The sequence below is a fragment of the Streptomyces sp. NPDC046977 genome (assembly GCF_040644455.1).
Taxonomy (GTDB): Bacteria; Actinomycetota; Actinomycetes; order Streptomycetales; family Streptomycetaceae; genus Actinacidiphila.
The window spans coordinates 1-24,576 of the sequence record NZ_JBEYWO010000006.1; the positions used below are offsets into that span (position 1 = coordinate 1).

Annotated in this window: 25 protein-coding genes and 1 pseudogene; 10 read left to right on the forward strand and 16 right to left on the reverse strand. The window is 72.7% G+C overall.

Features of this window, described 5'->3' with window-relative positions; genetic code table 11:
• From ABZ883_RS11180 to ABZ883_RS11195, 4 genes are all read right to left on the reverse strand, one after another.
• Positions 1–779: phosphotransferase (locus tag ABZ883_RS11180; RefSeq protein ID WP_360905157.1), on the reverse strand; the 779-nt coding region annotated here is incomplete at its 3' end.
• Positions 780–941: 162 nt separating this feature from the next.
• A complete protein-coding gene (locus tag ABZ883_RS11185) occupies positions 942–1,913 on the reverse strand; it encodes a class I SAM-dependent methyltransferase (protein ID WP_360905160.1) in 972 nt (323 codons plus the stop codon).
• 92 nt (positions 1,914–2,005) lie between these two features.
• Positions 2,006–3,463, reverse strand: coding sequence for an aldehyde dehydrogenase (locus tag ABZ883_RS11190; protein WP_360905162.1), 1,458 nt, complete (start codon positions 3,461–3,463; stop codon positions 2,006–2,008).
• 332 nt (positions 3,464–3,795) lie between these two features.
• Positions 3,796–4,779 carry a LuxR C-terminal-related transcriptional regulator gene (locus ABZ883_RS11195; RefSeq protein ID WP_360905164.1) on the reverse strand — a complete coding sequence of 328 codons (984 nt, stop codon included), beginning with the start codon at positions 4,777–4,779 and terminating at the stop codon, positions 3,796–3,798.
• A 241-nt stretch (positions 4,780–5,020) separates the two neighbouring features.
• Here ABZ883_RS11195 and ABZ883_RS11200 point away from each other — a divergent pair, with 241 nt between their 5' ends.
• Complete coding sequence (locus tag ABZ883_RS11200) at positions 5,021–5,995, forward strand: aldo/keto reductase (protein WP_360905166.1); 975 nt, start codon at positions 5,021–5,023, stop codon at positions 5,993–5,995.
• Positions 5,996–6,152: 157 nt separating this feature from the next.
• A complete protein-coding gene (locus ABZ883_RS11205) occupies positions 6,153–7,658 on the forward strand; it encodes an aldehyde dehydrogenase family protein (RefSeq protein WP_360905168.1) in 1,506 nt (501 codons plus the stop codon).
• Positions 7,659–7,686: 28 nt separating this feature from the next.
• Here ABZ883_RS11205 and ABZ883_RS11210 read toward each other — a convergent pair whose 3' ends face one another.
• The 8 genes from ABZ883_RS11210 to ABZ883_RS11245 all read right to left on the reverse strand — a co-directional run bounded on the left by ABZ883_RS11210 (position 7,687) and on the right by ABZ883_RS11245 (position 14,975).
• On the reverse strand, positions 7,687–8,580 hold the full coding sequence (locus ABZ883_RS11210) for an NUDIX hydrolase (RefSeq protein ID WP_360905170.1): 894 nt from the start codon (positions 8,578–8,580) through the stop codon (positions 7,687–7,689).
• A gap of 239 nt (positions 8,581–8,819) precedes the next feature.
• Positions 8,820–9,635 (reverse strand): enoyl-CoA hydratase/isomerase family protein, encoded by an 816-nt coding sequence (locus ABZ883_RS11215; RefSeq protein WP_360905172.1) that lies wholly within the window; start codon positions 9,633–9,635, stop codon positions 8,820–8,822.
• Positions 9,632–10,894: a cytochrome P450 gene (locus ABZ883_RS11220; RefSeq protein WP_360905174.1), complete on the reverse strand. Its 1,263-nt coding sequence runs from the start codon at positions 10,892–10,894 to the stop codon at positions 9,632–9,634. Before ABZ883_RS11220 ends, ABZ883_RS11215 begins: the two co-directional genes overlap by 4 nt.
• Before the next feature lie 100 nt (positions 10,895–10,994).
• Entirely contained in the window at positions 10,995–12,347 is a 1,353-nt protein-coding gene (locus ABZ883_RS11225) for a cytochrome P450 (protein WP_360905176.1), read from the reverse strand.
• Positions 12,348–12,408: 61 nt separating this feature from the next.
• On the reverse strand, positions 12,409–12,999 hold the full coding sequence (locus ABZ883_RS11230; RefSeq protein ID WP_360905178.1) for an ATP/GTP-binding protein: 591 nt from the start codon (positions 12,997–12,999) through the stop codon (positions 12,409–12,411).
• Positions 12,974–13,348, reverse strand: a complete 375-nt coding sequence (locus ABZ883_RS11235; RefSeq protein ID WP_360905180.1) for a DUF742 domain-containing protein — start codon at positions 13,346–13,348, stop codon at positions 12,974–12,976. Before ABZ883_RS11235 ends, ABZ883_RS11230 begins: the two co-directional genes overlap by 26 nt.
• Positions 13,345–13,746 carry a roadblock/LC7 domain-containing protein gene (locus ABZ883_RS11240; RefSeq protein WP_360905182.1) on the reverse strand — a complete coding sequence of 134 codons (402 nt, stop codon included), beginning with the start codon at positions 13,744–13,746 and terminating at the stop codon, positions 13,345–13,347. The genes ABZ883_RS11235 and ABZ883_RS11240 overlap by 4 nt, the downstream gene beginning before the upstream one ends.
• Positions 13,743–14,975: an ATP-binding protein gene (locus ABZ883_RS11245; protein WP_360905184.1), complete on the reverse strand. Its 1,233-nt coding sequence runs from the start codon at positions 14,973–14,975 to the stop codon at positions 13,743–13,745. The genes ABZ883_RS11240 and ABZ883_RS11245 overlap by 4 nt, the downstream gene beginning before the upstream one ends.
• Positions 14,976–15,447: 472 nt before the next feature.
• Here ABZ883_RS11245 and budA point away from each other — a divergent pair, with 472 nt between their 5' ends.
• The 4 genes from budA to ABZ883_RS11265 all read left to right on the forward strand — a co-directional run bounded on the left by budA (position 15,448) and on the right by ABZ883_RS11265 (position 19,433).
• Complete coding sequence (gene budA / locus ABZ883_RS11250) at positions 15,448–16,257, forward strand: acetolactate decarboxylase (RefSeq protein WP_360905186.1); 810 nt, start codon at positions 15,448–15,450, stop codon at positions 16,255–16,257.
• Between the two features lie 82 nt (positions 16,258–16,339).
• Positions 16,340–18,025: an acetolactate synthase AlsS gene (alsS, locus tag ABZ883_RS11255; protein WP_360905188.1), complete on the forward strand. Its 1,686-nt coding sequence runs from the start codon at positions 16,340–16,342 to the stop codon at positions 18,023–18,025.
• Positions 18,026–18,218: 193 nt separating this feature from the next.
• Positions 18,219–19,187: an alpha/beta hydrolase gene (locus ABZ883_RS11260; protein WP_360905190.1), complete on the forward strand. Its 969-nt coding sequence runs from the start codon at positions 18,219–18,221 to the stop codon at positions 19,185–19,187.
• A gap of 51 nt (positions 19,188–19,238) precedes the next feature.
• Positions 19,239–19,433 carry a hypothetical protein gene (locus ABZ883_RS11265; RefSeq protein ID WP_360905192.1) on the forward strand — a complete coding sequence of 65 codons (195 nt, stop codon included), beginning with the start codon at positions 19,239–19,241 and terminating at the stop codon, positions 19,431–19,433.
• Positions 19,434–19,496: 63 nt separating this feature from the next.
• Here ABZ883_RS11265 and ABZ883_RS11270 read toward each other — a convergent pair whose 3' ends face one another.
• Positions 19,497–20,066, reverse strand: coding sequence for an NAD(P)H-dependent oxidoreductase (locus tag ABZ883_RS11270; RefSeq protein WP_360905194.1), 570 nt, complete (start codon positions 20,064–20,066; stop codon positions 19,497–19,499).
• Positions 20,067–20,230: 164 nt separating this feature from the next.
• Positions 20,231–20,593 carry a hypothetical protein gene (locus ABZ883_RS11275; protein WP_360905196.1) on the reverse strand — a complete coding sequence of 121 codons (363 nt, stop codon included), beginning with the start codon at positions 20,591–20,593 and terminating at the stop codon, positions 20,231–20,233.
• A 170-nt stretch (positions 20,594–20,763) separates the two neighbouring features.
• Here ABZ883_RS11275 and ABZ883_RS11280 point away from each other — a divergent pair, with 170 nt between their 5' ends.
• Entirely contained in the window at positions 20,764–21,375 is a 612-nt protein-coding gene (locus ABZ883_RS11280; protein ID WP_360905198.1) for a flavin reductase family protein, read from the forward strand.
• Here the strand turns inward: ABZ883_RS11280 and ABZ883_RS11285 are convergent.
• Complete coding sequence (locus tag ABZ883_RS11285; RefSeq protein ID WP_360905200.1) at positions 21,348–21,896, reverse strand: hypothetical protein; 549 nt, start codon at positions 21,894–21,896, stop codon at positions 21,348–21,350. The two genes, ABZ883_RS11280 and ABZ883_RS11285, sit on opposite strands and share 28 nt — an antisense overlap.
• Positions 21,897–21,925: 29 nt before the next feature.
• Here ABZ883_RS11285 and ABZ883_RS11290 point away from each other — a divergent pair, with 29 nt between their 5' ends.
• A complete protein-coding gene (locus ABZ883_RS11290) occupies positions 21,926–22,105 on the forward strand; it encodes a hypothetical protein (protein ID WP_360905202.1) in 180 nt (59 codons plus the stop codon).
• 16 nt (positions 22,106–22,121) lie between these two features.
• Here the strand turns inward: ABZ883_RS11290 and thrS are convergent.
• A pseudogene (gene thrS, locus ABZ883_RS11295) lies at positions 22,122–23,357 on the reverse strand (threonine--tRNA ligase); the annotation flags it as partial.
• 271 nt (positions 23,358–23,628) lie between these two features.
• Between thrS and ABZ883_RS11300 the strand changes: the two are divergent.
• Entirely contained in the window at positions 23,629–24,063 is a 435-nt protein-coding gene (locus ABZ883_RS11300) for a hypothetical protein (protein ID WP_360905204.1), read from the forward strand.
• Positions 24,060–24,506 (forward strand): group III truncated hemoglobin, encoded by a 447-nt coding sequence (locus ABZ883_RS11305; protein ID WP_360905206.1) that lies wholly within the window; start codon positions 24,060–24,062, stop codon positions 24,504–24,506. The genes ABZ883_RS11300 and ABZ883_RS11305 overlap by 4 nt, the downstream gene beginning before the upstream one ends.
• The last annotated feature ends 70 nt before the right edge of the window (positions 24,507–24,576 follow it).

Below are 24,576 nucleotides of genomic sequence, written 5' to 3' on the forward strand. Positions count from 1 at the left end.
CCACGTCCCCTGCCCCCCACCCGCCCCCCGCGGCGTTGCCCACGGCGCCCCCCCATCCGCCGAAGGCCGCGGGGGCGGCGCCGCGCCCCCCCCCCGCCGGCCCACGCCCGGCAGACGGCGGTGGCCGCTTCGACCAGAGCGGGAAGTGCCGCGCGCTCCTGTGCGGTGAGGCCGTAGCCGTCGGCGAGGACGCGCAGTCGCTCCGGGGCGTCCAGTCCGGCGGGGTAGTGGGCCGCCGCGGACTCGGGATCGAGCATGGGCACCCAGTAGCGGGCGGCCATGGCCAGGTCCCACAGGGGCCTGCCCGGGGCGGCCAGATCGAAATCGATCAGGGCCGCGGCACGGCCGTCCCGGAAGACGACGTTCTCCGGGCACACGTCGTTGTGGCACAGCATCGTCCCGCCTTCCGGGTCGGCCAGGTCCCGGGGCCACCCGGCGCCGGAGTCGACGGGAATGCGCTCGCTCGCGTCGTGCAGGCGCCGCAGGAGGCCGCCCACGGAACGCAGCGCGGTCCCGGTCGTCGCCCAGCCGGGGAACGGCGGCAGGGGGACGTCACCGGGGATCCAGGTCAGCTGCTCGCGGCCGTCGCCGGTGAGCCGGACGGGCTTCGGGGCCGCGTCGAAGCCGCGGTCCGCGAGCGCGAGGAGGTGGGCGTGCAGGGCCCGCGCGGTGCGCGGGGCCGGCCGTTCCACCACGGCACCGCGGCGGAACACGGCGCCCGCGTTCATGACCCCGCCTGCCAGTGCCTCGCCGTCCGCCGCCTCGCCCCGGGCCGTCATGCCGGTCACCCTAGCCCGTGTCGTCGTGACACGGCCTTGCCCAGCCACGACGGGAGGTGCCCCCAGGCACGGCACGCCCTCAGCCTTCAGTCTGGGGGAGTTGTCGCATCGTCCGAGCAGCCCGACCACGCCGCGATGCACCGCACCCGGGGGTATCCCCGGCTACCGCGGGCGGTGGCCCGCCACGAGCACCGGGCCGCCGGGGACGGTCGGGAAGCGCCGGACGTCCTCCAGGCCCTGGGCGGTCAGGACGGCCGCCATCTGGTCGGCGTCGTAGGCGGAACCGCCGTTGCGCGCGGCGTTCCAGCGGCCGACCGCCCGGCGCAGACCGTCGGGGGCAGGGGAGCCGGCGCCCGCCACGAGCCAGCCGCCGGGCACGAGCGCGTCGGCCAGCCGGGGCAGGGCGGTGTCCAGGACCGCTTCCGAGAGGAAGGGCGCGGGCAGCCAGACCAGGTCGTACGCGGCCTGCTCGGAGGTGTCGGCGACGTCGCGGAGCAGCAGGGTCACCCTGCTCGCGGTCTCCTGCGGGGCCCCGGCCAGTTCCCCGCGCGCCAGGTCCAGCGCGCGTTCCAGGACGTCGATGCCGGTGACCTGTGCGCGGGGGAAGGCCTCCGCCAGCGCGAGGGCCAGTGCGGCGACCCCCGTGCCGACGTCCAGGATGCGGCCGCCGTCGGCGGCCAGCCGGTCGCCCAGGCCGGGCAGTTGGGGCACGATCCGGCTGCCGAGCGCGCGGCCGACCGCGGCCGACGCGCGCCCCTGGTTGAGCAGCACGCGGTCGTCCAGCGCCGCCCAGCCGCCGGAGCTCTCGCCCGCCGCCGCGGCCACCGCCTGCCGCAGCGAGCTGAGGCGGGCCTCCACGGCACTGCGGGCCGTCGGCCCGTCCGGCGGGACGAGGGAGGAGTGCGGGACGAGTGCGTCGCCCTCCCGGCGCACCAGCCCGGCCTGCTCCAGGACGGCGGTGCGGTGCGGGTCGGCGGCCAGCACCTCGGCGAGCGGCGTGGTGAGCGCGTCGTGCAGGGTGCCGACCATCGCGGACATGGCCCAGGTGGCGGCCTCCAGCACGGCGGCCGGGTCCTCGTTCAGCGACAGGACGGTAGCGGGCGCGGCGGCGGGCGGTGTGGGCGGTGTGGACATCGGACGGGCCTCCTCGTCGTACGGCTTGCACAGGAGGACACGATGCCCGCGCCGAATCCGTTCGGCCGCGCCGCTCGCCGGTGCCGGCGAGGTCAGGGATGGTAGACGGACTGCAGCCACTGGTAGGCCTGCAGCCCCTCGGGGCCCAGTTCGCGGCCGAGTCCGCTGTTCTTCACGCCGCCGTAGGGCGAGGCGATGTCGGGCTGGTACCCGTTGAGGCCGATCGTGCCCGTGCGGATCCGGCGGGCCACGCGGGCGCCGCGCTCCAGGTCGGTGGTCCACACGGTGCCGGCGAGCCCGTACGCGGAGTCGTTGGCGAGGCGTACGGCGTCGTCCTCGTCCTCGTAGGGGGTGATCGTCAGGACCGGGCCGAAGATCTCCTCCTGGGCGATCACCGAGGAGTTGTCGACGTCGGCGAAGACCGTCGGCTCGACGAACCAGCCGCGGTCGAGGCCGGGCGGCCGGCCCCCGCCGGTGGTGAGCCGGGCGCCGTCGGCCCGCCCCTTGCCGATCCAGCCCTCCACCCGCTCCCGGTGCCGGGAGCTGACCAGCGGGCCGATCTGGGTGGCGGGGTCGAGCGCGTCGCCCACCCGCGCGTCGCGCGCCATCGCGGTGTAGACGTCCACGACCTCGTCGTAGCGGCTGCGGGGCGCGAGGATCCGCGTGCTCGCGAAGCAGGTCTGGCCGTTGTTGAGCAGGCTGGCGGCGAACCGCTCCCCGGGGTCCTGCCCGAGGTCGGCGTCGTCCAGGACGACGGCCGCGGACTTGCCCCCGAGCTCCAGGGTCACCGGCCGCAGCAGTGCCGCGCACGCGGCGGCGACGCGGCGCCCGGACGCGGTCGAACCGGTGAAGGCGACCTTGTCGACGCCCGGGTGCGCGACCAGGTAGGCGCCGGTCTCGCGCCCGGCGGGAAGGATGCTGACCACCCCTTCGGGCAGGCCCGCCGCCTCGACGGCCTGGGCCAGCAGCACCGAGTCCAGGACGGTCTCCGGGGCCGGCTTGAGGACCAGCGTGCAGCCCGCCGCAAGCGCCGGTGCGATCTTGAAGAATCCCACGGTCTGCGGGAAGTTCCAGGTCATGACGGCGGCGACCACGCCCACCGGTTCCCGGCGGACCTCGGTCGTGCCCCGGGGCAGGCCGGACCGGAACTCCTCGGCGGGAGCGGCGGTGGCCAGGGCGGCGTAATAGCGCAGGAGGGCGGCCGGTACCGACCCCTCGTAGGCCCGGGCGACCGAGATCGGCATGCCGTTCTGCGCGCTGACGCTGATCGCCGTCGCCTCGCTCCGGGAAGCGAGCTCGTTTGCGAGCCGGACCATGGCCGCCGCGCGGCGCTCGGGCTCCCAGGTCGGCCAGCCGCCCGGGGCGTCGAAGGCGGTGCGGGCCGCGCGGACGGCGCGGTCGACGTCGGCGGGGCCGGCTTCGGGCACGGCCCCGAGTCGCTCGCCGGTGCTGGCCGAGGTGACGGTAATGGTGCGGTGGCCGGACGGCGCGGTCCACCGGCCCCCGACGAACAGACGGCTCTCGTTCACAGGCATGGCAAAGGACGTCATGGCAAAGCACTTCTTCCGGGGCGGCGACCGTGAGGGCCGTCCCCTGATCGATCCCGCGCCGTGGCCGCGGGCGTTCCGTGGCACCGGCGTCGAGGGCGCGTGCGCGATGGTGGTCCGGCGCGTCGCGACAGCGCGACGGACGTACGAGCGGCCCGCTGCGCGGCAGGGGGCGCTGCGCCTTGGAGGCCGCGGCGGGGGCGAATCCAGCCCTCGCTGGCGGCGATATGTGCGGTCTGTTCGGTTGTGCACCGCAATGCCCCGAGGCTACACCCATCTGGGGGCACGTGACACCAGATGGCCGCCCCGCATCGACCGCCGATGATGACGAAGTGTCAGATCCAGCCGCGGCGCGTGGCCTCCATGGCGATCTGGAAGCGGGTCTGCGCGCCGAAGCGCTGCATGAGCTTGGTGACGTGCCGCTGCACGGTCCGCTCGCTCCACCCCATCGCCCGCCCGGCCGCCTTGTCCGTCGCGCCCGCCGCCAGCAGCGTCAGCAGCCGTGCCTCCTGCGGCGACAGCTCCTCCTGGCCGCCCTCCGTCGTGACCCCCTCGTGCGCCCGGACGTGGACACTGCGGTCCCACAGCGCCTCGAAGAGGGCGATCAGGGCGTCCAGCAGGGGCGAGGGGTGGATGAGGTAGGAGGCGGTCACGGCATTGTCGCCGGGGCGCAGCAGGGGAATGATGGCCAGCCGGTCGTCCGACACGGCCAGTTTCATGGGCAGGCCGGGGGCGATGCGCGCCTGTTCGCCGTGGCGTATGCCGACGGTGACGTCGTCGAGCCAGCCGGGGAGCGACAGGACGCTGCTGTCGTAGATGACGCGGTAGGCCACACCGCGGTCCAGCAGCGCGAGCTCGTCCCGGTTCGGCTCGGTGTGCGCCTCGACCGCGGCGTACGGGGGCCGGTCGAAGCCGCGTACCTGGGTGCGGGTGCTCTGCTGCATGTGCGCCCAGCGGCGGTTGACGTCCTCGCGCCCGGAGACGACCTCCACGAGGTCGTCGGGGTTCACGAAACGGGTGGCGGCGCGGTAGACGTCCATCAGACCCGCGACCTGCGCGCGCACCTCGCTCAGCGAGCGCTCCCGGTCCCGCAGCACCGCCTCCAGCCCGGTGTCCGGGGCGACGACCACGTAGGTGACGGGACGGCCGGGGGCGCGGATCGCGAGGCCGAGCGCCACCAGCGACTGCACCGAGCGCCGGGCGACGGCGACGGAGAGATGGCCGTCGTGGGCGAGGTCGGCGACGGTGGCCCGGGTCCGGCGGATGAGGATCTCGTAGACCGCTTCGTCCTGCCGGCTCAGGCCGATCGATTCGAGCATGATCCTTCTCCGTGCGCCGGAAGCATGAACAGGTGTCGTTCTCACGACACATGGCGGGAAGCTGCCGCCGGTTCATCTTGTCAGGGCGATCAAGCCGATGGCGGTGTTCCGGGAATTCGCCGGCGGGCATCCGCCGGCCGGTCCGCCGTGGACCGCTCCGCCCGCCCCGCGCGTGATCGCCTATCGTCGTGCCGACGGGGATCGATCGCGCCGCCACGGCGGCATCCGCGGGAGGACGACTGTGCGTACGAGGGACCTGGGACGCAGCGGGCTTCGGGTGTCCGAGATCGGCTACGGGGCCTGGGGCATCGGGGAGTCGGCGTGGGTGGGCGCGACCGAGGACGAGTCGGTGCGGGCGCTGGACCGGGCCGTCGAGCTCGGGGTGAACTTCATCGACACCGCCCGCGGCTACGGCGAGAGCGAGCGCATCGTCGGGCGGTTCGTCCGCCGGCGGGCCGGCGCGGGCGACGACATCCTTGTGGCGACGAAGGTCCCGCCGAAGAACCGCCTGTGGCCCGCGCCCGACGGCGTCGACCCCGCGGAGGGGTTCCCGGGGGCGCACATCCGGGAGAGCCTGGAGACCAGCCTGCGCGCGAGCGGCCTCGACCACTTCGACGTCCTGCAGTTCCACGTGTGGAGCGACGAGTGGGTGGGCCGCGGAGACTGGCTGGAGACGGTCGCCGACCTGAAGCGGGAGGGGAAGATCCGCCTCTTCGGCGTCTCCGTCAACGATCACGAGCCCGGCAACGCGCTCGCGCTCGTGCGCAGCGGCGTGGTCGACACCGTGCAGGTCATCTACAACATCTTCGACCAGGCCCCGGCGGACGCCCTCTTCCCGGCCTGCCAGGAGCACGGTGTCGGCGTGATCGTCCGGGTGGCGCTCGACGAGGGCGGGCTGACCGGCGGCGTCACGGCCGGGACGACGTTCCCGGAGGGCGACTTCCGCAACCGCTACTTCCGCGGCGACCGGCCCGCCGAGGTCGAGCGGCACGTCGACGCCATCGTCGCCGACCTCGGCATCGGCCGCGACGAGCTCGCCGAGACGGCGCTGCGCTTCGTCCTGAGCTCCCCGGCGGTCTCCACGGTGATCCCCGGCATGCGCTCCGTGCGCAATGTCGAGCGGAACGCCGCCGTGAGCGACGGCCGTGCCCTGGCGTCCGGACAGCTCGACGTACTGGCCCGGCACCGCTGGCAGCGCAACTTCTACAGCGCCTGAGCGACCGGGTGCCCGTGCCGGGGCCGCCGGTGCGCACCCCGCTCACCAGGGGCGATGCCGTGCACCGGGCCCCGCGCGCCTGCCGGGCGTCAGGGTTGTCTGGAACGAATCCAAGATATTAGCGCATATATCCCCTAATGGTGCAAACATGGGATGTATGCGTACTTCGTGGTTGACTCATCCGCAGGGCACCCTCGCCGCGCGGCCCCGCACGCGCGAGATCGTGGACCGTCCCTGGCACATGCTGATCGGCGGGGAACTGACCGACGCGGTCTCGGGGGGCACGCTCGATGTGATCAACCCGGCGGACGAGACGGTGGTGGCGCGCATGCCCCTCGGGGGCTGCGCGGATGTGGACGCCGCGGTCGACGCGGCCCGCGACGCGGCGCCGGCGTGGGCCGCGACGTCGATCACCGACCGGGCCGCCGTGCTGAACGTGCTGGCCGACGCCGTGGAGGCGCACGGCGAGGAACTGGCCTGGATCGACACGATCGACAACGGCAGCCCCATCGGTGTGATGCGGGACGACTTCCGCGTGGCCGTGGCCCAGTTGCGCTACTTCGCGGGCCTGGCGCTCCAACTGCGCGGCGAGACCGTCCCCATGGCCGACCCCGACGCGTTCGACTTCACCCTGCGCGACCCCTACGGCGTGGTCGGGCGGATCGTCCCCTGGAACCACCCGCTGATGTTCGCCGCGGCCCGGGTCGCCGCGCCGCTGCTGGCCGGCAACGCCGTGGTCCTCAAGCCCGCCGAGGTGACCTCCCTGTCGGCGCTGCGGCTGGGCGAGATCGCCGCCCGCATCGTGCCGCCGGGAGTGCTCAACATCGTGCCGGGGCTCGGGTCCGTGGCGGGCGAACGGCTCGTGACCCACCCCGACGTCCCGCGCATCGCCTTCACCGGCTCGTCGGCCACGGGACGGCGCGTCCAGGCACGCGCGGCGAGCGCCGCCGTCAAGACGGTCACCCTCGAACTCGGCGGCAAGAACCCGATCATCGTCTTCCGCGACGCGGACGTACGCGCCGCGATCGACGGCGTGATGGCCGGGATGAACTTCCGGTGGCAGGGCCAGAGCTGCGGCTCCACCTCCCGGCTGTTCGTCCACCAGTCGCTGTACGAGCGCGTGGTCGGGGAGGTGGGGCGGCGCATGGACGACCTGCGGATCGGCGACCCCGCCGAGACCGGCACCGACATCGGCCCGCTGGTCTCGGCGGCCCACTACAGCAAGGTCTCCTCCTACGTCCGGGCCGGCCTCGCCGACCCGGCCCTCGACCTCGTCGCCGGCGGCACCTTCCCCGACCGCCCGGGCTACTACGTCCGCCCCACCCTCTTCTCCGCACCCGGCGGACCGGGCGGCCCCCTCTTCACGGACGAGATCTTCGGGCCGGTCCTCGTGGCGGCCCCCTTCGACAGCTACGAGGAGGCCGTCGGCGAGGCCAACGCCCTGCCCTACGGCCTCACCGCCAGCGTGTGGACCCAGGACCTGCACACCGCCCTGGCCGCGGCCCGCGACCTGCGCACGGGCTACGTCTGGGTCAACGCCAGCTCCTCCCACCTTCCCGGCACCGCCTTCGGCGGGGTCAAGAACTCCGGCGTCGGACGCGAGGAGGGCATCGAGGAACTGGCCGAGTACACCCAGCAGAAGAACGTCTACGTGCGCTTCTGAGCCGGCCCACCCCGGGCCCGGACGGCCGTCAGGACCAGCCCATCTCGGTGTAGGGACGGCCGTGCCGGACCGCGTCGATGGCGGCACGGGTGTAGGCGACGGTCCGTTCCGGAAGGCGGTCCACGGGCCACCAGTCCCAGCTGACGCACTTGTCGGGTTCGAGGAGTTGCGGCTCGCCCTTCCACTGCCGGGCGCGGAAGACCAGTTGCAGGCGGGGCCGGGTGCCGGGGGCCCAGAGCATGTGCACGGCGTGGACGAACTCCACGTCGGCGGGGTCGATCACCAGGCCCGCCTCCTCGCGGGCCTCGCGCACCAGGCAGGCGACGGCGGACTCCTGCTCGCAGTGGCCGGACAGGAAGTGGTACTGCAGCGGGGCGAAGGGCGAGTCCGGGTGGCGCAGGCCGAGCAGCACCTGGCCGTCGCGTTCGAGGTACAGGTGGGCGCCGACGACGTTCGGAACCCCCCGGCCGGCCGGCGCACCGCCGGGCGGCGGCACCGCGGCCCCGGCGGCCTGGTGGCGCTCGATCACCCGGGCCGCCCACGGCGCCATGGTCAGATGGGCCATCGTGGCGACGTCGAAGAACGCGAACATGATGCCCTCGCCCACCTCCAGGCGGGAGGGGTCGCCGTCCCACTGCCCCAGGAAGATCTGCACGTGCGGCCGGGGGCGGCCGTCGGGGTCGGGGCGCTCGACGACCCCGAACCGGGTGAGGCCGTCGATGGTCAGGCCCGTCTCCTCCAGCAGCTCCCGCGCGATCGCCTCCTCCGGCGTCTCGTCGCCCTCCCTGGCGCCGCCGGGCAGCGACCAGGTGCCGGGGTCGTTGATCGGCTTGTTGGCGTCCCGCAAGTGGAGCAGGTACTGGCCGCGCCGGTTGACGATCAGCGCGGTGGTCTGGTGCGGCTCGGGCGTGACCGCGGGCATGGGCGAGTCCTTCGGGTCGGTGGGAATCCGGGCGGCTCCGGGGGGAACCCTACGGCCTGCGGCGCGGGTGTCGACGTCCAGCAGGATGCCAGGACAAGGCCGCGGCGCAGGAGTACCGCGTGGCGCGCCGTGGACCGGCCGTGCCCCGGACATGAATGTCGGCGGTACCGTGACGCGCCGCCCGGCGGGGGCCGGGCCGGGCGTGCGCGTCGCGGTGCCGCCGGCAGCGGGCCCCGGGCTCACATCTGGTGCACAGTGCCTTCGTTGCGCGTGTAGTGCGTGGCCGCAAGGACGGCGGCCATGAGCTCCGCGTCCAGGGCCGAGGTGTCGGCGAGGCGGGTCGGGGCCGTGTAGGAGTTGAGCAGGGTCTTGGTCACGCGCAGAGCGCCCTCGGGGCGCCGGACGACGGGTCGCGCCCACGCGGCGACGGCGTCGTCGAGCCGGTCCTCGGGGACGACCTTCTGCAGGACGGACAGGGACAGCGCCTCGTGGGCGTCGAAGGACCTTCCGGTGAGGACGAGTTCGCGCACGCGCGCGGCGCCGACCTCGTTGAGGAGCCGGGGGAGCAGGCCGCCCCAGGCGGTGGGCAGGCCGAGGGCGAGTTCGGGGAGACGGAAGGAGGCGGTGTCGGAGCCCACGCGCAGGTCGCAGGCGAGGGCCAGGCCGAGACCCGCGCCGATGGCCTTGCCGTGGACCTTGGCGATGGTGACCGCGGAGTTGCCGCTGAGTGCCTCGCAGACGAGGCGGCCCTTGGTGGCCGACGCGCGGATGCCGCCGCCGGTGGGGTCGTGGTCGAGGAAACCGGCGTACTCGGTACGATCGCCGCCCAGGCAGAAGTCGTCGCCGGCGCCGGACAGCACGATGACCCGCACCCCCGGTTCCGCGGTGGTGAGGACCGCGAGCAGCTCGTCCAGCATGGTCTCGGTGACGGCGTTGCCCTGGCCGGGATCGTGCAGCTCGATGTCCAGGACCGGGCCCCGCCGGCCGGTCCTGAGCGTGGTGAGGGGCCGGGGCGCGCCGCCGGCCGGGTGGGGGAGGGACTGCGGGGCGTTCATGCGGTCACTTTCATGGAGGTCACACGGCGGAAGACCATGCGGGGCGCGTAGATGGGCGCGGAGGCGAGGCGGAGTGCGGGGAATCGTTTCAGCAAAGCGGTCAGCAACGTACGGGCCTCAAGTCGTGCCAGCGCGGCCCCCAGGCAGTAGTGGGCGCCGCCGCCGAAGGTGAGATGCGTGCCCTTGCGCAGGATGTCGTAGGCGTGCGGATCGGCGTTCCGCCGCGGGTCGTGGTTGGCCGCCCCGTACATCACGTGCACCATCGTGTCCTTGGCGATCGGGACGCCCGCGAGGACCGTGTCGTCGGCGGCGACACGGCTGTTGAGGTGGATGGGCGGGTCGTAGCGCAGGGCTTCCTCGATGGCGTCGTCGACGTGCTCGGGGTGCCGTCGCAGCCACTCCCAGCGAGCCGGCTCGTCGAGCAGCAGCCACACGGCGACCGACAGCAAGGTGGCCGTGGTCTCCAGGGAGGCGATCGTGAGGAACATGACCAACTGGTAGATCATCCGGTCGGCGGCCTCGCGATCGCCGGGCAGTTGCTCGTCCCAGTGACGAATCCAGCCGGACAGGACATCGTTGCCAGGCCGGGCGCGCCGGCCGGCCACCAGGTCGGTGAAGAAGGCCCGCATGTCGGCCGTGGCCTCTTCCGAGATGGCCAACTCCGACTTGGTGGGCAGCAGTTCCTGCGCGTGCACCTGACGGTGCGTGAAATCCAGGATACGGGCGTGGTCCGTGGCCGGGATGTCCAGCCAGCGGCCGATCGTGACGACCGGCAACTGCTCGCTGACGGTGCCGACGAAGTCGGCGACGCCGTCAGCGAGCAGCCGGTCCTCCAGTGTGTCGAGGAGCCGGGTGACATGCCCCTCGACCTCCGGCTCCATGGCGGCGACGGTGGTGCGGTCGAAGGGGTTGCCGAGACTGCGGCGCTGGCAGGTGTGGGCGGGCGCGTTCAGCCGGGACAGCGTCCGGCTCATCTCCTGCGTGGCCGGGGCGTGCCACCGTTCGGTGTCCCGCTGCCGCTCCTGCCAGGCGAAGTCGGGGACGATCCAGTTCCTGCCGCGCAGGACCTGGTCACAGGCGTCGTATCCGGTGATGAAGTACCCGCCCCAGGGGGCGGGCACGACATCACCCATGGACTGCAGTTCCGCGTAGAGGGGGAAGGGATCGGCCTGCCCTTGTGCGGTGCGAAGGCGCCGAAGGACGGATATGACGGCTCGACGGTCAATGACTGTGCCACTTATGTCACCGACTGCGGTCACGCAGAGCTCCTCAGGCTGGGCGTCCGGACCGGCGGAACCTACCCCTTCCTCTCCAGCGGTCATGCGGTCCTTGGGTGTTGCTCCTGTCACATGCCGCTCGTCAGACCCGGAAGAGGTCCAGGAACGTGCTCCAGAACCCCTTCTTCACCTGCGGACGGCCCTCCGGCGACGGCTGTGCCTCCGTCACCGCGGGACCGGTCGCCGCCGGCACCTGGGCGCGCGGCAGGGGCTCGGCGAACCGGGTGGCCGGAAGGGGGCTGAAGCTCACCGGCAGCGTCACCAGGGCCCGGTGGAACGGACCCGGCCGCCACTGCAGCTTCTCGGGGTCCTCGGCCAGCGTCAGGTCGTGGAGGGTGTTGAGGATCTTCTCCACCGCCGTCAGGGCGATCAGCTGGGCCGGGGACTTCGCCGGGCAGGCGTGCGGTCCCGCGCCCCAGGCGAGGTGGGCGCCCTTGCTCAGCGTCTCGCGCTCGGCGGTGAGCGCCGGGTCGCTGTTGGCGGCCGCGAAGCTGATGACCAGCGGGGTGCCGGCCGCCACCTCCACGCCGTCGAGGTCCACGTCCTGGAGCGGGAAGTGCGTGGCGTAGTTGGCGATCGGGGGGTTGTTCCACAGCACGTCGTCCATAGCCTCCTCGATCAGCATGCCCGAGTGGCGGCCCGAGGAGTCCTCGGACAGCAGCAGGAGCAGGGTGTTGCCGATGAGGTTGCGCTCGGGCTCCACTCCGGCGCCCATGAGCATGACGAGCTGGTCCTTCAGCTCCTCGTCGTTGAGGCCCGCGGGGTGCGCGATCAGCCAGGAGGTGATGTCGTCGCCGGGCGTGCGCCGCTTGAGGGCGATGAGCTCCATCAGGCAGGCGGTGAGCTCCTCGTTGGCCCGCAGGGCGTCCTCGCCGTCGAAGATGGCGGCCATCGAGGTGGTCAGGCGGTCGCCGATGTCGGCGGGGCAGCCGAAGAGCTTGTTGAACAGCAGCAGCGGCAGCAGCTTGGCGTAGTCGTTCAGCAGGTCGGCGCGGCCGCGCTCGCTGAACTGGCTGATCAGGTAGTCGGCTATCTGCTCCACGTCGCGGGACAGCCGGCTGACGTTGAGCCGGTCCAGGCTCTCCGTGACCGCCTTGCGCAGCCGCAGGTGCACCGTGCCGTCGGTGAACAGGCAGTTGGGCCGGTAGGCCATCATCGGCAGCACCGGGTTGTCCAGCGCTATGCGGCCCTCGTTGAGCGCGGTCCAGCGGCGCGAGTCGCGGGCGAACAGGGTCGGGTTCTGCAGGACACGGCGCGCGGTGTGGTGCTCGGTCACCAAGGTGGCGTCGACACCGGGGGACAGCTCCACGGGCGCGGCGGGGCCGAACTCGCGCAGCTGGTCGTAGATCCGCCCGGGGTCGGCCGCGAAGTCGTGGCCGTGCATCGGGCATCTGGAAGGGGCGCCGGGGACGGGGGTGGGGTGCTGAGATTCCATGGGGGTTCCTTGAGGGGGCCGGAGTCCTCCCGCCCTGGCGGGCGGTGAAGGGCTCCGGTGGTCAGGCGGCGTGGGTGAGCAGGTGCTTGACGAGGGAGATCAACGCCTGTGCCGAGGAGGCCTCGTCACGGGCGTCGCAGTACACGACGGGGGTGTGCGGGAAGAGGTCGAGCGCTTCCCTGATCTCGTCCTCCTGGTAGCGGTGCTCGGTGTCGAAGTTGTTGACGGCGATGGCGTACTCCAGGCCGTACTTCTCGACGAGATCAATGACGGGGAATGACTCGGCGAGCCGGGCGGGGTCGACCAGCAGCAGTGCCCCGAGAGCGCCCCGGGACATGTCCTCCCACAGCTGCATGAAGCGCTGCTGACCGGGGGTGCCGAACAGGTAGAGCACCAGCTCCTCGCTCAGCGTCAGACGGCCGAAGTCCAGCGCGACCGTGGTGGTCCGCTTGTCCGGCGCGCCCGCCAGGTCGTCCACGTGGAGCGACGCCTGCGTCATCTTCTCTTCGGTGCGCAGCGGGGCGATCTCCGAGAGCGTGCCGATCAACGTCGTCTTGCCCACGGCGAAGTGACCCACCACGAGGATCTTCGCGGCGGTGGTCACCCCCTCCGACACATAGGCGTTGTCAGGCAAAGCGCCTTTGGAGTCCATGCAACACCTCTTCGAGGATTCTCTTGTCGACGGCCTGGGCGGGGGGCGGGGCTTCACGGCGCAGCAGGTGCCCATGCTCGGTTAAATCGGTCAGCAGCAGTCTCGCGACGCCCACCGGGAGTGCGAGGTGGGCGGCCACCTCGGCCACCGACAGATACCCCCCGGAGCACAGCTCCCAGATGGCGCGCACCTCGGGACCCGCCCCCAGGGGCAGCTCCCGTTCGGGGGCGATGGTGACCAGGGTGAGCAGGGACAGCTGGTCCGCGGCCGGGAGTTGGCGGCCGCCGGTGATGACGTACGAGCGGACGAAGTCGCTCGAGACCGGTTCTTCCTTGCCGGACGACGTCATGCCTCGGCACCGGCGTTCTGGCGGGGCGGCGTGGTCATCGCCTTGCCCAGCGCGCCGACCTGCTGCTGCATCCGGAAGCTCATGGCCTCCATGTCCACGTCCGGAGCCGCCGAGGCGGCGAGGTACGCGCCGTCGCCCGCGGCGATCAGGAAGATCCAGCCGTGCTCGTACTCCAGCAGGGTCTGCCGCCACGGACTGCCGCCGCCGCCGGTGAACGGGGCGACGGCCCGGGACAGCGACTGCATCGAACTCATCGCCGCCGCGTTGGTCTCCGCGTCGTCACGGCCGATCTCGCTGGACTTCTCCAGCAGCAGACCGTCGGCCGAGACGAGGATCGCGTGCCGGGCGCCGCGCACCTGGAGTACGTCGTTCAGCACCCACGACAGATCGGGGTTCATTGGTCCTGGAGTCCTTCCGTGTTCGTGGTGTCCCGACCGGACAGGGTGCCGCGCTGGAACGCCCCGATGCGCGAGGCCCGCGTGCCGCTGGACTGCTCGCCCACCGGTGCGGCCGTGCCGTCGGCGTCGGACGCCGCGGGCTGCGGCAGCACCGTCACCCGCTGGCGACGGCGCTTGGGCAGGCCGCCCGCCGTGGTGCCCGTGGCCGCCATGGCGACGGGAGCGCTCACGGGTGCCAGGCGCTTGGCGGGTGCCGGCTCCGTGTCGTCGTGGGCGTGCGCGTGGGCGCGGTCGTGGACGGCCTCGGGCTGCGGTGCAGGGACTTCGTTGCTCAGAAGGTCCTCCGGCAGAAGGATTACCGCCCGCACGCCGCCGTACGGGGAGACGGAGTCGACGGACACCTCGAACCCGTAGCGGGCCGCGAGCATGCCCGCGACGGCGAAGCCGAACTTCGGGGGGTTGCCGAGCGTGGTGATCCCCACCGGAGCCGGCGGAGACAGCAGGGCCGCGGCGCGGTCCTTCTCCTCCTGGCTCATGCCGAGGCCGGCGTCGTCGACGATGACGCAGACGCCCTTGGGCACGGCGCGGATGTTGATCTCGACCGGGGTGTCGGGCGCGCTGTAGTTGGTGGCGTTGGCCAGCAGCTCGGCGAGCACCACGGCCACCGGCTCGACGGCGCGGCTGGCGACAGTGAAGTGCACCTGCGCATGGATCTGCACCCGGTCGAACCGCCGGATGCGGCCCTGCGCGCTGCGCGCCACGTCGTACACCGAGGCGACGGCCTCACGGCGGCCGAGCCAGCCGCCGCAGAGCACGGCGATGCCCTGGGCACGGCGGCCGAACTGGCTGTTGGCGTGGTCGATCGCCATCAGGTCGGCGAGGATCTGGGGGTCGTCGCCGTACTTCTTCTGCACCCGGTCGATGACGACCTGCTGCTCGTCGGCGAGCACCTGGAGCGTGCGCATCGCCGACTTCAGAACGGTCTTGGTGTCCTCCTCCGCGTCCTTGCGCACCTCCGCCACTTCGGCGGTGTGCTGTTCCCGCTGCTCGGCATGGGCCGCGCGGACGTGGTCCCGCTCCTGCTGCAGCGCGTTGCGCTCACCTTGGAGCCGGGCGTTGTTGCCGCGCAGGATCATGTTGGTCCTGCGCGCACGCAGGATGATCAGGACAGCGGCACAAAATACAACTATCGAGATCCACAGGAGTGGATCATCCCAAATCGATGTCATGAGGCTCTCTTCAAGTCGCATCACGACGGAGGCGACGATCCGGGCCGCGGCGTCGGGCCAATGGCGAACACCGCGACAGGGCGTGTGCCGTCAAGCCGAGCCAAGAGCCGCTCCTCCGCGATGGGGCCCTGGAGACTGTCCCCCGCGCGCATGACGCGCCATCAGCCTTCTGGAAACCCGCTCACCCTAGCAGCAGTGGATCATTAAATAACCACGCGGTTCGGGCAGTTGCACATCTTCACATCGTCACCGCAACCTTCCAGGTCAGCGGCGCCTCCGGGGTGGCTGCGGGCGGTGTTCCCGGTTGTCCCGCCATGCCCGGATCGGGCCACCGCCGGGAGGCCGGGAAGGGAAGCGCAGGAGGACGCGGGGCCACCGGGGGGCCGGGCAGCGGGGAACCACTCCGGTTGCGAGCCCCGACCACGGCGAGAGCATGTTTAAAGGGCCCGCCAGGCGCGACGGAGGACGAGCGATGGCTGCCGTGGAGAACGCACAGGACCGCTTCCGCAGGTTCGTCCGCACCGTCCTGGCCCACCGGCAGGGCAGCCGGGGCGCCGGGCACGACCCCGGGCACGCGCGGGAGGTGTACCAGAGTTCCACCATGGGTGCGCTGATCGACGGCGTGTACGACGGTGATGTGTCCGTGGCGGAACTGCTCCGGCACGGCGATTTCGGCCTGGGCACCTTCAACCACCTCGACGGCGAGATGCTCGTCCTGGACGGTGTCTGCTACCACCTGCGCGCCGGCGGCCGGGTGGAAGTGGCCGAGGACGGCGAGCTCTCGCCGTTCGCGGCCCTGACCTGGTTCGGGGCCGACACCACCGAGGACGTGGCCGCGCCCATGACCCGCGCCGAGGTGACCGCGCTCGTCGACCGCACCACGCGCAGCCCGAACCTGATCTACGCGATCCGGATCACCGGGCTCTTCGGCGAGGTGCGCACCCGTACCGTACGCCGGCAGGAGCCGCCCTACCCACCGCTCACCCAGGCCGCGGAAGGGCAGGCGGAGACCACCTTCACCGGCCTGCGGGGGACCCTGGCCGGTTATCGCACCCCCGAGTACGAGCAGGGCATCTCGGTGGCCGGCTACCACCTGCACTTCCTGGACGACGGGCACACCCGCGGCGGCCACTGCCTGGACTTCCGGCTGGACCAGGGCACGATCGCCCTCGGCGAGCGCTCGGAGCTCCACCTCAGCCTGCCGACGACGGAGCAGTTCCTCTCCTCGGACCTCAACCCCTCCGGACTGTCCGACCGCATCCGGCAGGCCGAGGGCGGCTGACCGCCGGCGCGGCCGGCGGTCCCGGCGCCGCCCGAGCCGCGCCTCCCGTTCCCCATCGAGCCCACGGCGAAAGGGGTTTCCCATGACCGCATCCGACGTACGCGCCGCCCAGAGCGCGGTCGAGGTGCTCTCGGCGTACGGCGTCACCCATGTCTTCGGCGTGCCCGGCGCCAAGATCGACGCGATCTACGACGCGCTGGTGGACGGCGGCCCGCAGCTGGTGGTGTGCCGGCACGAGCAGAACGCGGCCTTCATGGCCGCGGCGGTCGGCCGGCTGACCGGCGTGCCGGGGGCGATCGTGGTGACCTCCGGCCCGGGCACCTCCAACAGCGCGACCGGGCTGCTCACCGCCAACACCGAACAGGACCCGGTGGTCGCGCTGTGCGGCGCGGTGTCCCGCGCCGACCGTCTCAAGCGCAGCCACCAGTCCATGGACGCCGCCGCGGCACTGAAGCCCTTCACCAAGTACACCGGCGAGGTGGACGACCCGGACAACGTCGCGGAGGCCGTCGCCAACGCCCTGCGTGCCGCGGTGACCGAGCCCCGCGGAGCCGCGGCCGTCGTGCTGCCGTCCGACGTGCTCGCCGCGCCCACTGGTGCCCGCATCACCGAGCCGGTGCAGGCACCGGCCCAGGGGGCCGCGCCGTCCGCCGCCGTCGAGCAGGCGGCACGCATGATCCGCGGCGCCGAGCGTCCGGTGCTGCTCGTCGGGCTGCGCGGGGCGGGGCCCGAGGCCTGCGCGGCGCTGCGCGAGCTGATCGCCGCAACCGACCTGCCGGTGGTGGAGACCTTCCAGGCGGCCGGCGTGGTGCCGCGGGAGCTGGAGGACCACTACGCCGGACGTGTCGGGCTCTTCCGCAACCAGCCCGGCGACATCCTGATCTCCCACGCCGACGTGCTGGTGACCATCGGCTTCGACGCCGTCGAGTACGACCCCCGGCTGTGGAACAGCGATCCGTCGCGCACCCTGGTGCACATCGACTCCCTCCCCGCTGACGTCGACACCCACTACCGGCCGGCCGTGGAGGTGCGCGGCGATGTGGCCGCCACCCTCCGTGAACTGGCGGGCCGGCTGTCCGGACTGCGGCTCGATGAGGAGGTGCTCGGCGAACTCGCCGAACAGCGACGCGCACTGGCCGGCATTGACGAGACGGCGCGCATGGCCGGACACAACGGGAGCGGCCTGAACCCGGTGTCGGTGCTGCTGACGCTGCGCGACATGGTGGACGACGACGCCACCGTCACCTGCGACATCGGCTCGCACTACATCTACATGGCCCGCCACTTCCGCGCCTGGGAGCCCCGCCACCTGCTGTTCTCCAACGGCCAGCAGACGCTCGGCGTGGCCCTGCCGTGGGCGATGGCGACCTGTATGGTGCGCCCCGGCAAGCAGGTCGTGTCCGTCTCCGGCGACGGCGGCTTCCTGTTCAGCGCCCAGGAACTGGAGACCGCCACGCGCCTCGGCCTGCACTTCACCCATGTGATCCTGCGCGACAACAGCTACAACATGGTGGGCTTCCAGGAGGAGCTGAAGTACGGCAGGACCTCCGGGGTGCGGCTCGGCGACTACGACATCTCCCACTACGCGGCCGCCTTCGGCGCCCACGGCTACCGGGTGCACACCGACGAGCAGTTCACCAAGGTCCTCGGCGAGTCGCTGTCCCGTGAGGCCCGGGTCCAGCCCGGCGTCACGGTCATCGACGTCCCCGTCGACTACAGCCGCAACACCGAACTGTTCGCCCAACTCCACGAAGGCGTCCTGGAGTAGGGGCGCCGTCCGGGGGCGGAAGCCGTCGATCCCGGCGGCCGTCGGGGACATGGCGTCCCTGACGGCCGCCCGCGCCCGGTTCAGGCGCCGGTTCAGGCGTGACAACTAACTTGTGCACAAGTCAATCGTGGGCTATGTTTCTCCTCGTGAACCGGCCGCAACGGTCCGGTCACCGCTCTCGAAGGAGTCGGCCATGTCCGAGCACGTGCCCACCGCCCCTGTCCTGGAGCCCGCCGCGGCGGATTTCGCGGCGGCGACGGCGAAGCCGCCGTTCCTGTTCGACCTGGCCCCGGCCGAGGGCCGCAAGGCCGTGGACGAGGTCCAGTCCGGTGACATCGCGGGGCCCGAGGTCGACGAGGAGTGGATCACCGTCGAGGGCGGCCCGACCGGCAGCGTCCGCGCCCGGATCGTCCGTCCCGCGGGCGTGGAGGGCACCTTGCCGGTGATCCTCTACATCCACGGCGCCGGCTGGGTCTTCGGCAACGCCCACACCCACGACCGCCTGGTCCGCGAACTGGCCACCGGCGCCCGGGCCGCCGTCGTCTTCCCCGAGTACGACCTGTCCCCCGAGGCCCGCTACCCCGTGGCCATCGAGCAGAACTGGACCGTCGCCCGCTGGATCGTCACCGACGGCGCCGCCAAGGACCTCGACGCCACCCGCATCGCGGTCGCCGGGGACTCCGTCGGCGGCAACATGACCGCCGCCCTGACCCTGATGGCCAAGGAACGCGGCGGCCTGCCCCTGGTGCAGCAGGTGCTGTTCTACCCGGTCACCGACGCGAACTTTGACACCCCGTCCTACCACCAGTTCGCCGAGGGCTACTTCCTGCGCCGCGACGGCATGCAGTGGTTCTGGGACCAGTACACCACCGACCCCGCCCAGCGCGCCGAGATCACCGCCTCCCCGCTGCGCGCCACGACCGAGCAGCTCACCGGACTGCCCCCGGCCCTGGTCATCACCGGCGAGGCCGACGTCCTGCGCGACGAGGGCGAGGCCTACGCCAACAAGCTCCGCGAGGCCGGCGTCCCCGTCACCGCCGTCCGCTACCAGGGCATCATCCACGACTTCGTCATGGTCAACGCCCTGCGCGGCACCCACGCCGCCCAGGCCGCCATCACCCAGGCCCAGACCGTCCTGCGCGAGGCACTGGGTACCGTCTGAGTCACGGGACCCCTCCACGGGTCCCCGGCCGTCCTCGCGAAAGGCAACGACATGAGCAGTGAACCGTACTGCGACGTCCCGGTCCCGGTACTCGCCTCCGTCGACTGGACGGCGGCCCCCGGGGAGCCGGTCGCCGAGTGCACCCTGTGCCGGGAGCCCACGGAGTACAAGGCGCAGATCCCGGGCACCCCGCTCTGCCCACGCTGCGAGTGGCAGGAGGCCCAGCGCACCGCCTGCTCCGGCTGAGCCCGGACCCGCCCGCCGGTCACCCGGCGGGCGGGCGCCGTTCGGTGTTTGCCCAGGGACCGGTCAGCCGGCGGAGACCCGGCGCAGCGGCGCGAGTGCCTTGCTCCAGGCGACGACCTGGTCCAGGACGACAGCGAGCTCCTGGGCCCGGCGCGGGCCCGGCTCGAAGCGGCTCATGTCGACGAAGTCGTGGAACAGCGACAGCGCCACCTGGCCACGCACCGTCGCCACCTGCACCTCCGCCATCACCAGCCGCAGGTGCTCCACCGCCCGCGTCCCACCCGCGCTGCCGTAGGCCACGAACCCCGCCGCCTTGTTGTTCCACTCCGCGTACAGGAAGTCGATGGCGTTCTTCAGCGCGCCGGGGATCGAGTGGTTGTACTCGGCGGTCACGAAGACGAACCCGTCGAACGACGCGACGCGCTCCGCCCACGCCTGCGTGTGCGGGCGGCTGTAGTGGCCCATCGACGGCGGCACCTGCTCGTCCAGCAGCGGGAGCCCGAGGTCCTCGACGTCCACCAGCTCGTACTCGGCGTCGTTGCGCGCCGCGGCGTTGTCGTACACCCACTCCGCCACGGCGGCGCCGTTGCGGCCGGGCCGCGTGCTGCCGAGAATGACGGCGATCCTGGTCATGGCGCTGCTCCTGGGCGGTCGTCCGGGGTCGGTGTGCCGGGTCACGTTCCATGCCCGTGCCTCCGGCAACCGGACCCGCCCGGGGTTTCGCCCGATCGCCGGGCGGTGGCTGCGCCGGGCGGGTGAGGACCGGGCGGGCCCCGGGGGTTGGCGCCGCCCCGTCGTTACGCCTGCGGACCCGCCGGCTGCCGGTCCACCTCGTCGGCCCGGCGCCGCAGGTCGGCGGCGATGTCGTCCCAGGCCGGCCCGTGGAGGTAGAGGCTGTCGGCCGCCTCCCGCAGCAGCGCCGCGTCGTGGGGGCGCTGGAGCAGGGCGAGCCGGTAGGCGAGGTTGCGGATCCACACCGGCAGCAGTCCGTCGACGACGTGCGGACTGAGGTCGTGCAGCATCGCGACGATCGAGTCGGCGTCGGCGAAGGTCAGTTCGCCGACGAAGTGCTGCTCCTGGTGGTCGAGCACGCAGTCGCGCGTGGGCCGGTACTCGTCTCCGTACAAGCACCGGGCGTGCTCCGTCAGGGTCGTGTGCATGACGCGCAGCTTAAGGGAACTTGATCAATCCGTGGAGTGGTTCACGACGGCACTCGCGCAGGTCGTGCCGGGGGTGGTAGCCTCCGCGGCCGCTGTGGATCATCACCTTCCCGACACGCCGGGACCCGGCGACGCGGCGGGCCGCGGGGACGCGCGGCGATACTGCGGCCATGCGCGTCGACTTCGATCCCGAGACCATGAGCAGTGGCGCCTTCTACCGGTTCATGACCTCCGTCGTCGTCCCCCGGCCCATCGCGTGGATCTCCACCGTCACACCGGACGGGCTCACCGGGAACCTGGCGCCGCACTCCTTCTTCAGCATCGCCAGCACCGATCCGCCGATCGTGCAGTTCACCTCGATCGGGCGGAAGGACTCGCTGCGCAATGTCGAGGACACCGGCGAGTTCGTGGTCAACTTCGCCTCCGAGGCGCTGCTGCGCCTCGTCAACCGGACGGCGACCGACTTCCCGCGCACTGTCAGCGAGTTCGACTACGCGGGCATCGAGCGCGAACCCAGCCTGCGTGTGCGCCCGGCGCGGGTGGCCGCCTCGCCGGTCGCCCTGGAGTGCCGCTCGCACACCACCGTGCGCATGGGCAATTCCACCCTCGTCTTCGGGCGCGTACTCCATGCCGTCGCCGACGAGGACGTCCTCGCCGACGGCCGTCCGAGCGCCCCGCTGCTGCGCCCCCTCACCAAGCTCGGTGCCGACGAGTGGGGGACCCTCGGCGAGGTACTCCACCTCAACCGCATCCCCTACGAGGAGCCCCGCCCGGCGGGCTGAGAGCGGGCGCCGGTGTCCTGACGGGCCGTTTGCTCACCGCCGTCGCGCGCGCCGGCCGGGGGCGGATCGCCGTGCACGGTGGTGAGGCACCGCAGGGCCGCGTCGACGCGGTCCAGGGCCGCGTGAGCCGGTACCCCGTCCGGAGCGGTGGGCAGAGCGTGCCGGGGCGGTCCCGGCCGGCGCCCGAGGGCGCGGCGGGCGGCGACGACATTGGCGGTCAGGGCCTTGGCGCGGGCGGCGAGGTCCGGCCCGGGCGGGACGGGGAGCGCGGCGAGGTCGCCGACAGGCCCGGCGCAGCCGAGCAGCGCGTCGATGGCGTCGGCCGGATGAGGGGCCGTGCGGCCCAGCAGCCGGACGAGCCGGCGGTGGGCCCGGAAGGGAGCGGCGATCTCGCCGAGACGCACGAGGCTGACCTCGAACCGGGCGCGTGCCGCGTCGAGTTGCCCGGCGTCGTGACCGCGGAACCCGGACAGCACATCGGTCAGGGCGGCCAGCGCGTCGGCGGTGCGTCGCCGGGCCACGTCGCCCGACCGGACGGGAAGGACGAACCATGAGGCGGCGACGCCGCCAAGCCCTCCTCGCCCTGACGCCGGCCGGCCACGCCGCGCTCCTGGCGGACGTGGCCGAACGCGACGCGTGGCTCGCGTCGGCCCTCGCCGGGCTGAGCGAGACCGAACGCGAGGTGCTGCGCCTGGCCGGACGCCTGATGGACCGCCTCTGCGATCCGTGATCGGTGATCCGGACCGCTATGCGCCCTTCTCCTCCTCCCACAGGCCGGTCCGGTACGCGGAGGTCAGCGCCCGGACGCGGGCCAGCATGTCCTCGGCGGGGAGCGGCGGGAGCCGCCGGCCGTCGCGCAGCCGCACCGCCACCTGACCGTCGACGGCCTCCTTGGCGCCGATGACGGCCTGGTACGGGACCAGACGGGCCTCGCGGACCCGCGCGCCCAGGGTGCCGCGTTCCGGCCCGGTGACCTCGGCGCGCAGTCCCAGGTCGACAGCCCGCCCGGCGAACGCCTCGGCGACCGGCACCTCGGCGTCGGACACCGGCAGGACCGCGATCTGGGTCGGGGCCAGCCAGGCGGGGAATGCGCCGCCGTGCTGTTCCACGAGGTGCGCCACCGCCCGCTCCACGCTGCCGATGACGCTGCGGTGGACCATCACGGGGCGGTGCCTGGCGCCGTCCGCGCCGACGTAGTGCAGGTCGAAGCGGTCGGGCTGATGGAAGTCGACCTGGACGGTGGACAGGGTCGACTCGCGGCCGGCGCCGTCGGCGACCTGCACGTCGATCTTGGGTCCGTAGAACGCGGCCTCGCCCTCCGCCGCCTCGTACGGCAGGCCCGAGCCGTCCAGCACCTCTTCGAGCAGCGCGGCCGACCTGCGCCACAACTCCGGCGCCGCCACGTACTTGCCGCCGGGGCCGGGAAGGGAGAGCCGGTAGCGGGCCGGGGTGATGCCCAGCGCCGCGTAGGCCCGGCGGATCATTTCCAGCGCGCCGCGCGCCTCGTCGGCGACCTGGCCGAGGGTGCAGAAGATGTGCGCGTCGTTGAGCTGGATGGCGCGGACGCGGGTCAGCCCGCCCAGCACCCCCGACAGCTCCGAGCGGTACATGCCGCCGAGTTCGGCCATGCGCAGCGGCAGTTCCCGGTAACTGCGGGCGCGGGAGCGGTAGATGAGCGCGTGGTGCGGGCACAGGCTCGGCCGCAGCACGACCTGCTCGCCGCCCAGGTCCATGGGCGGGAACATGTCGTCGCGGTAGTGGTCCCAGTGCCCGGAGATCTCGTACAGCTCGCGTTTGCCGAGCACGGGGGAGTTCACGTGCCGGTACCCCGCGCGCCGCTCGGCTTCGTGGACGTAACCCTCCAGGGCGTGCCGTACGGTCGCGCCGTCGGGCAGCCAGTAGGGCAGCCCCGCCCCGATCAGCGGGTCGGTGTCGAACAGGCCGAGCTCTCGGCCGAGTCTGCGGTGGTCGTGCATGGCGGTCTCCTCGCGGGGGCGGTGGGCGAGTGACCGTGGGTACGCCGAAGCCCCGGGGCACTCGCCCCGGGGCTTCGACTGATGGCATCGGTCAGCGCGCCGGGACACTCTCCGGCGTCGTCGTCATGGCAGCGCGCTTCATGCGGACGACGTTAACAGGGCCGGCCGGTGGGACGCAGGGCATTTCCGCTGTGACCCCGGTCTCTAATATGCATTTCAGATGCATATTTTGCTACGGTGGGCGCATGGAACCTCGCCGCAATGCCGGGCCCGACCGATGAACGCCGCCGCCGTCCTCGTGCAGATCGCCGCCGTCTTCCTGTGGCTGGGCATGGTCCTGGGCATCTCGTTCCTGGAGGCCCCGCTGAAGTTCCGGGCCGAGGGCATCACGCTGCCCCTCGGCCTCGGCATCGGCCGGATCGTCTTCCGGGCCCTGAACCGGGTGGAGGTGGCCCTCGCGGTGTGCGCCGCCGCCGCGACGGCCGGGGACGTCCCCGGCCCGGTCGCGATCGCCGCCGGCGCGGTGGCCTTGGCCGCGCTGGCCGTCCAGCTGACCGCCGTACGACCCCCGCTCAACCGGCGCACGGCGCGGGTCCTCGCGGGGGAACAGGTGCCGCGCAGTCGCACGCACCTGGTGTACGTCGCACTGGAGGGCACCAAGGTGCTCGCCCTCGCGGTCTGCGGTTCCGCACTCGTCCTGGGGCGGCTGTGACCCCGGCCGGCGGCGCACCCGCCGCCCGCGACCTGGTGGGCCGAGCGGACGTCGAGGCGCTGGTCTCTGCCTTCTACGGCAGGGCGTTCGCCGATCCCCTCATCGGCCCGGTCTTCACCGACGTGGCAAAGATGGACCTGGCCGCGCACATGCCCGTGATGTGCGACTTCTGGGAGTCGGTGCTCTTCGCGGCCGGCCTCTACCGACGCAACGCACTCCACCCCCACCTCGCCCTGCACCGCCTCGCCCCGCTCGGCCCCGCCCACTTCGACCGCTGGCTGGCGCTGTGGACCTCCACGGTCGATTCGCTCTACCGAGGCGAGAAGGCCGAACTGGCCAAGACCCAGGCGCAGCGCATCGCGGGCTCGCTGCTGCGCCGCCTGAACGGCGGGGAAGCGAGCGAGTTCGTGACGATCCGCCGCCGCGGAGCCCCGGAGGGGTGAGCGGGGGCGCGGTCGCTGTCCTGATCGACGGTCGAGCCCACCGGACGCTGTCGGTGCCGAGTGCCCCGGC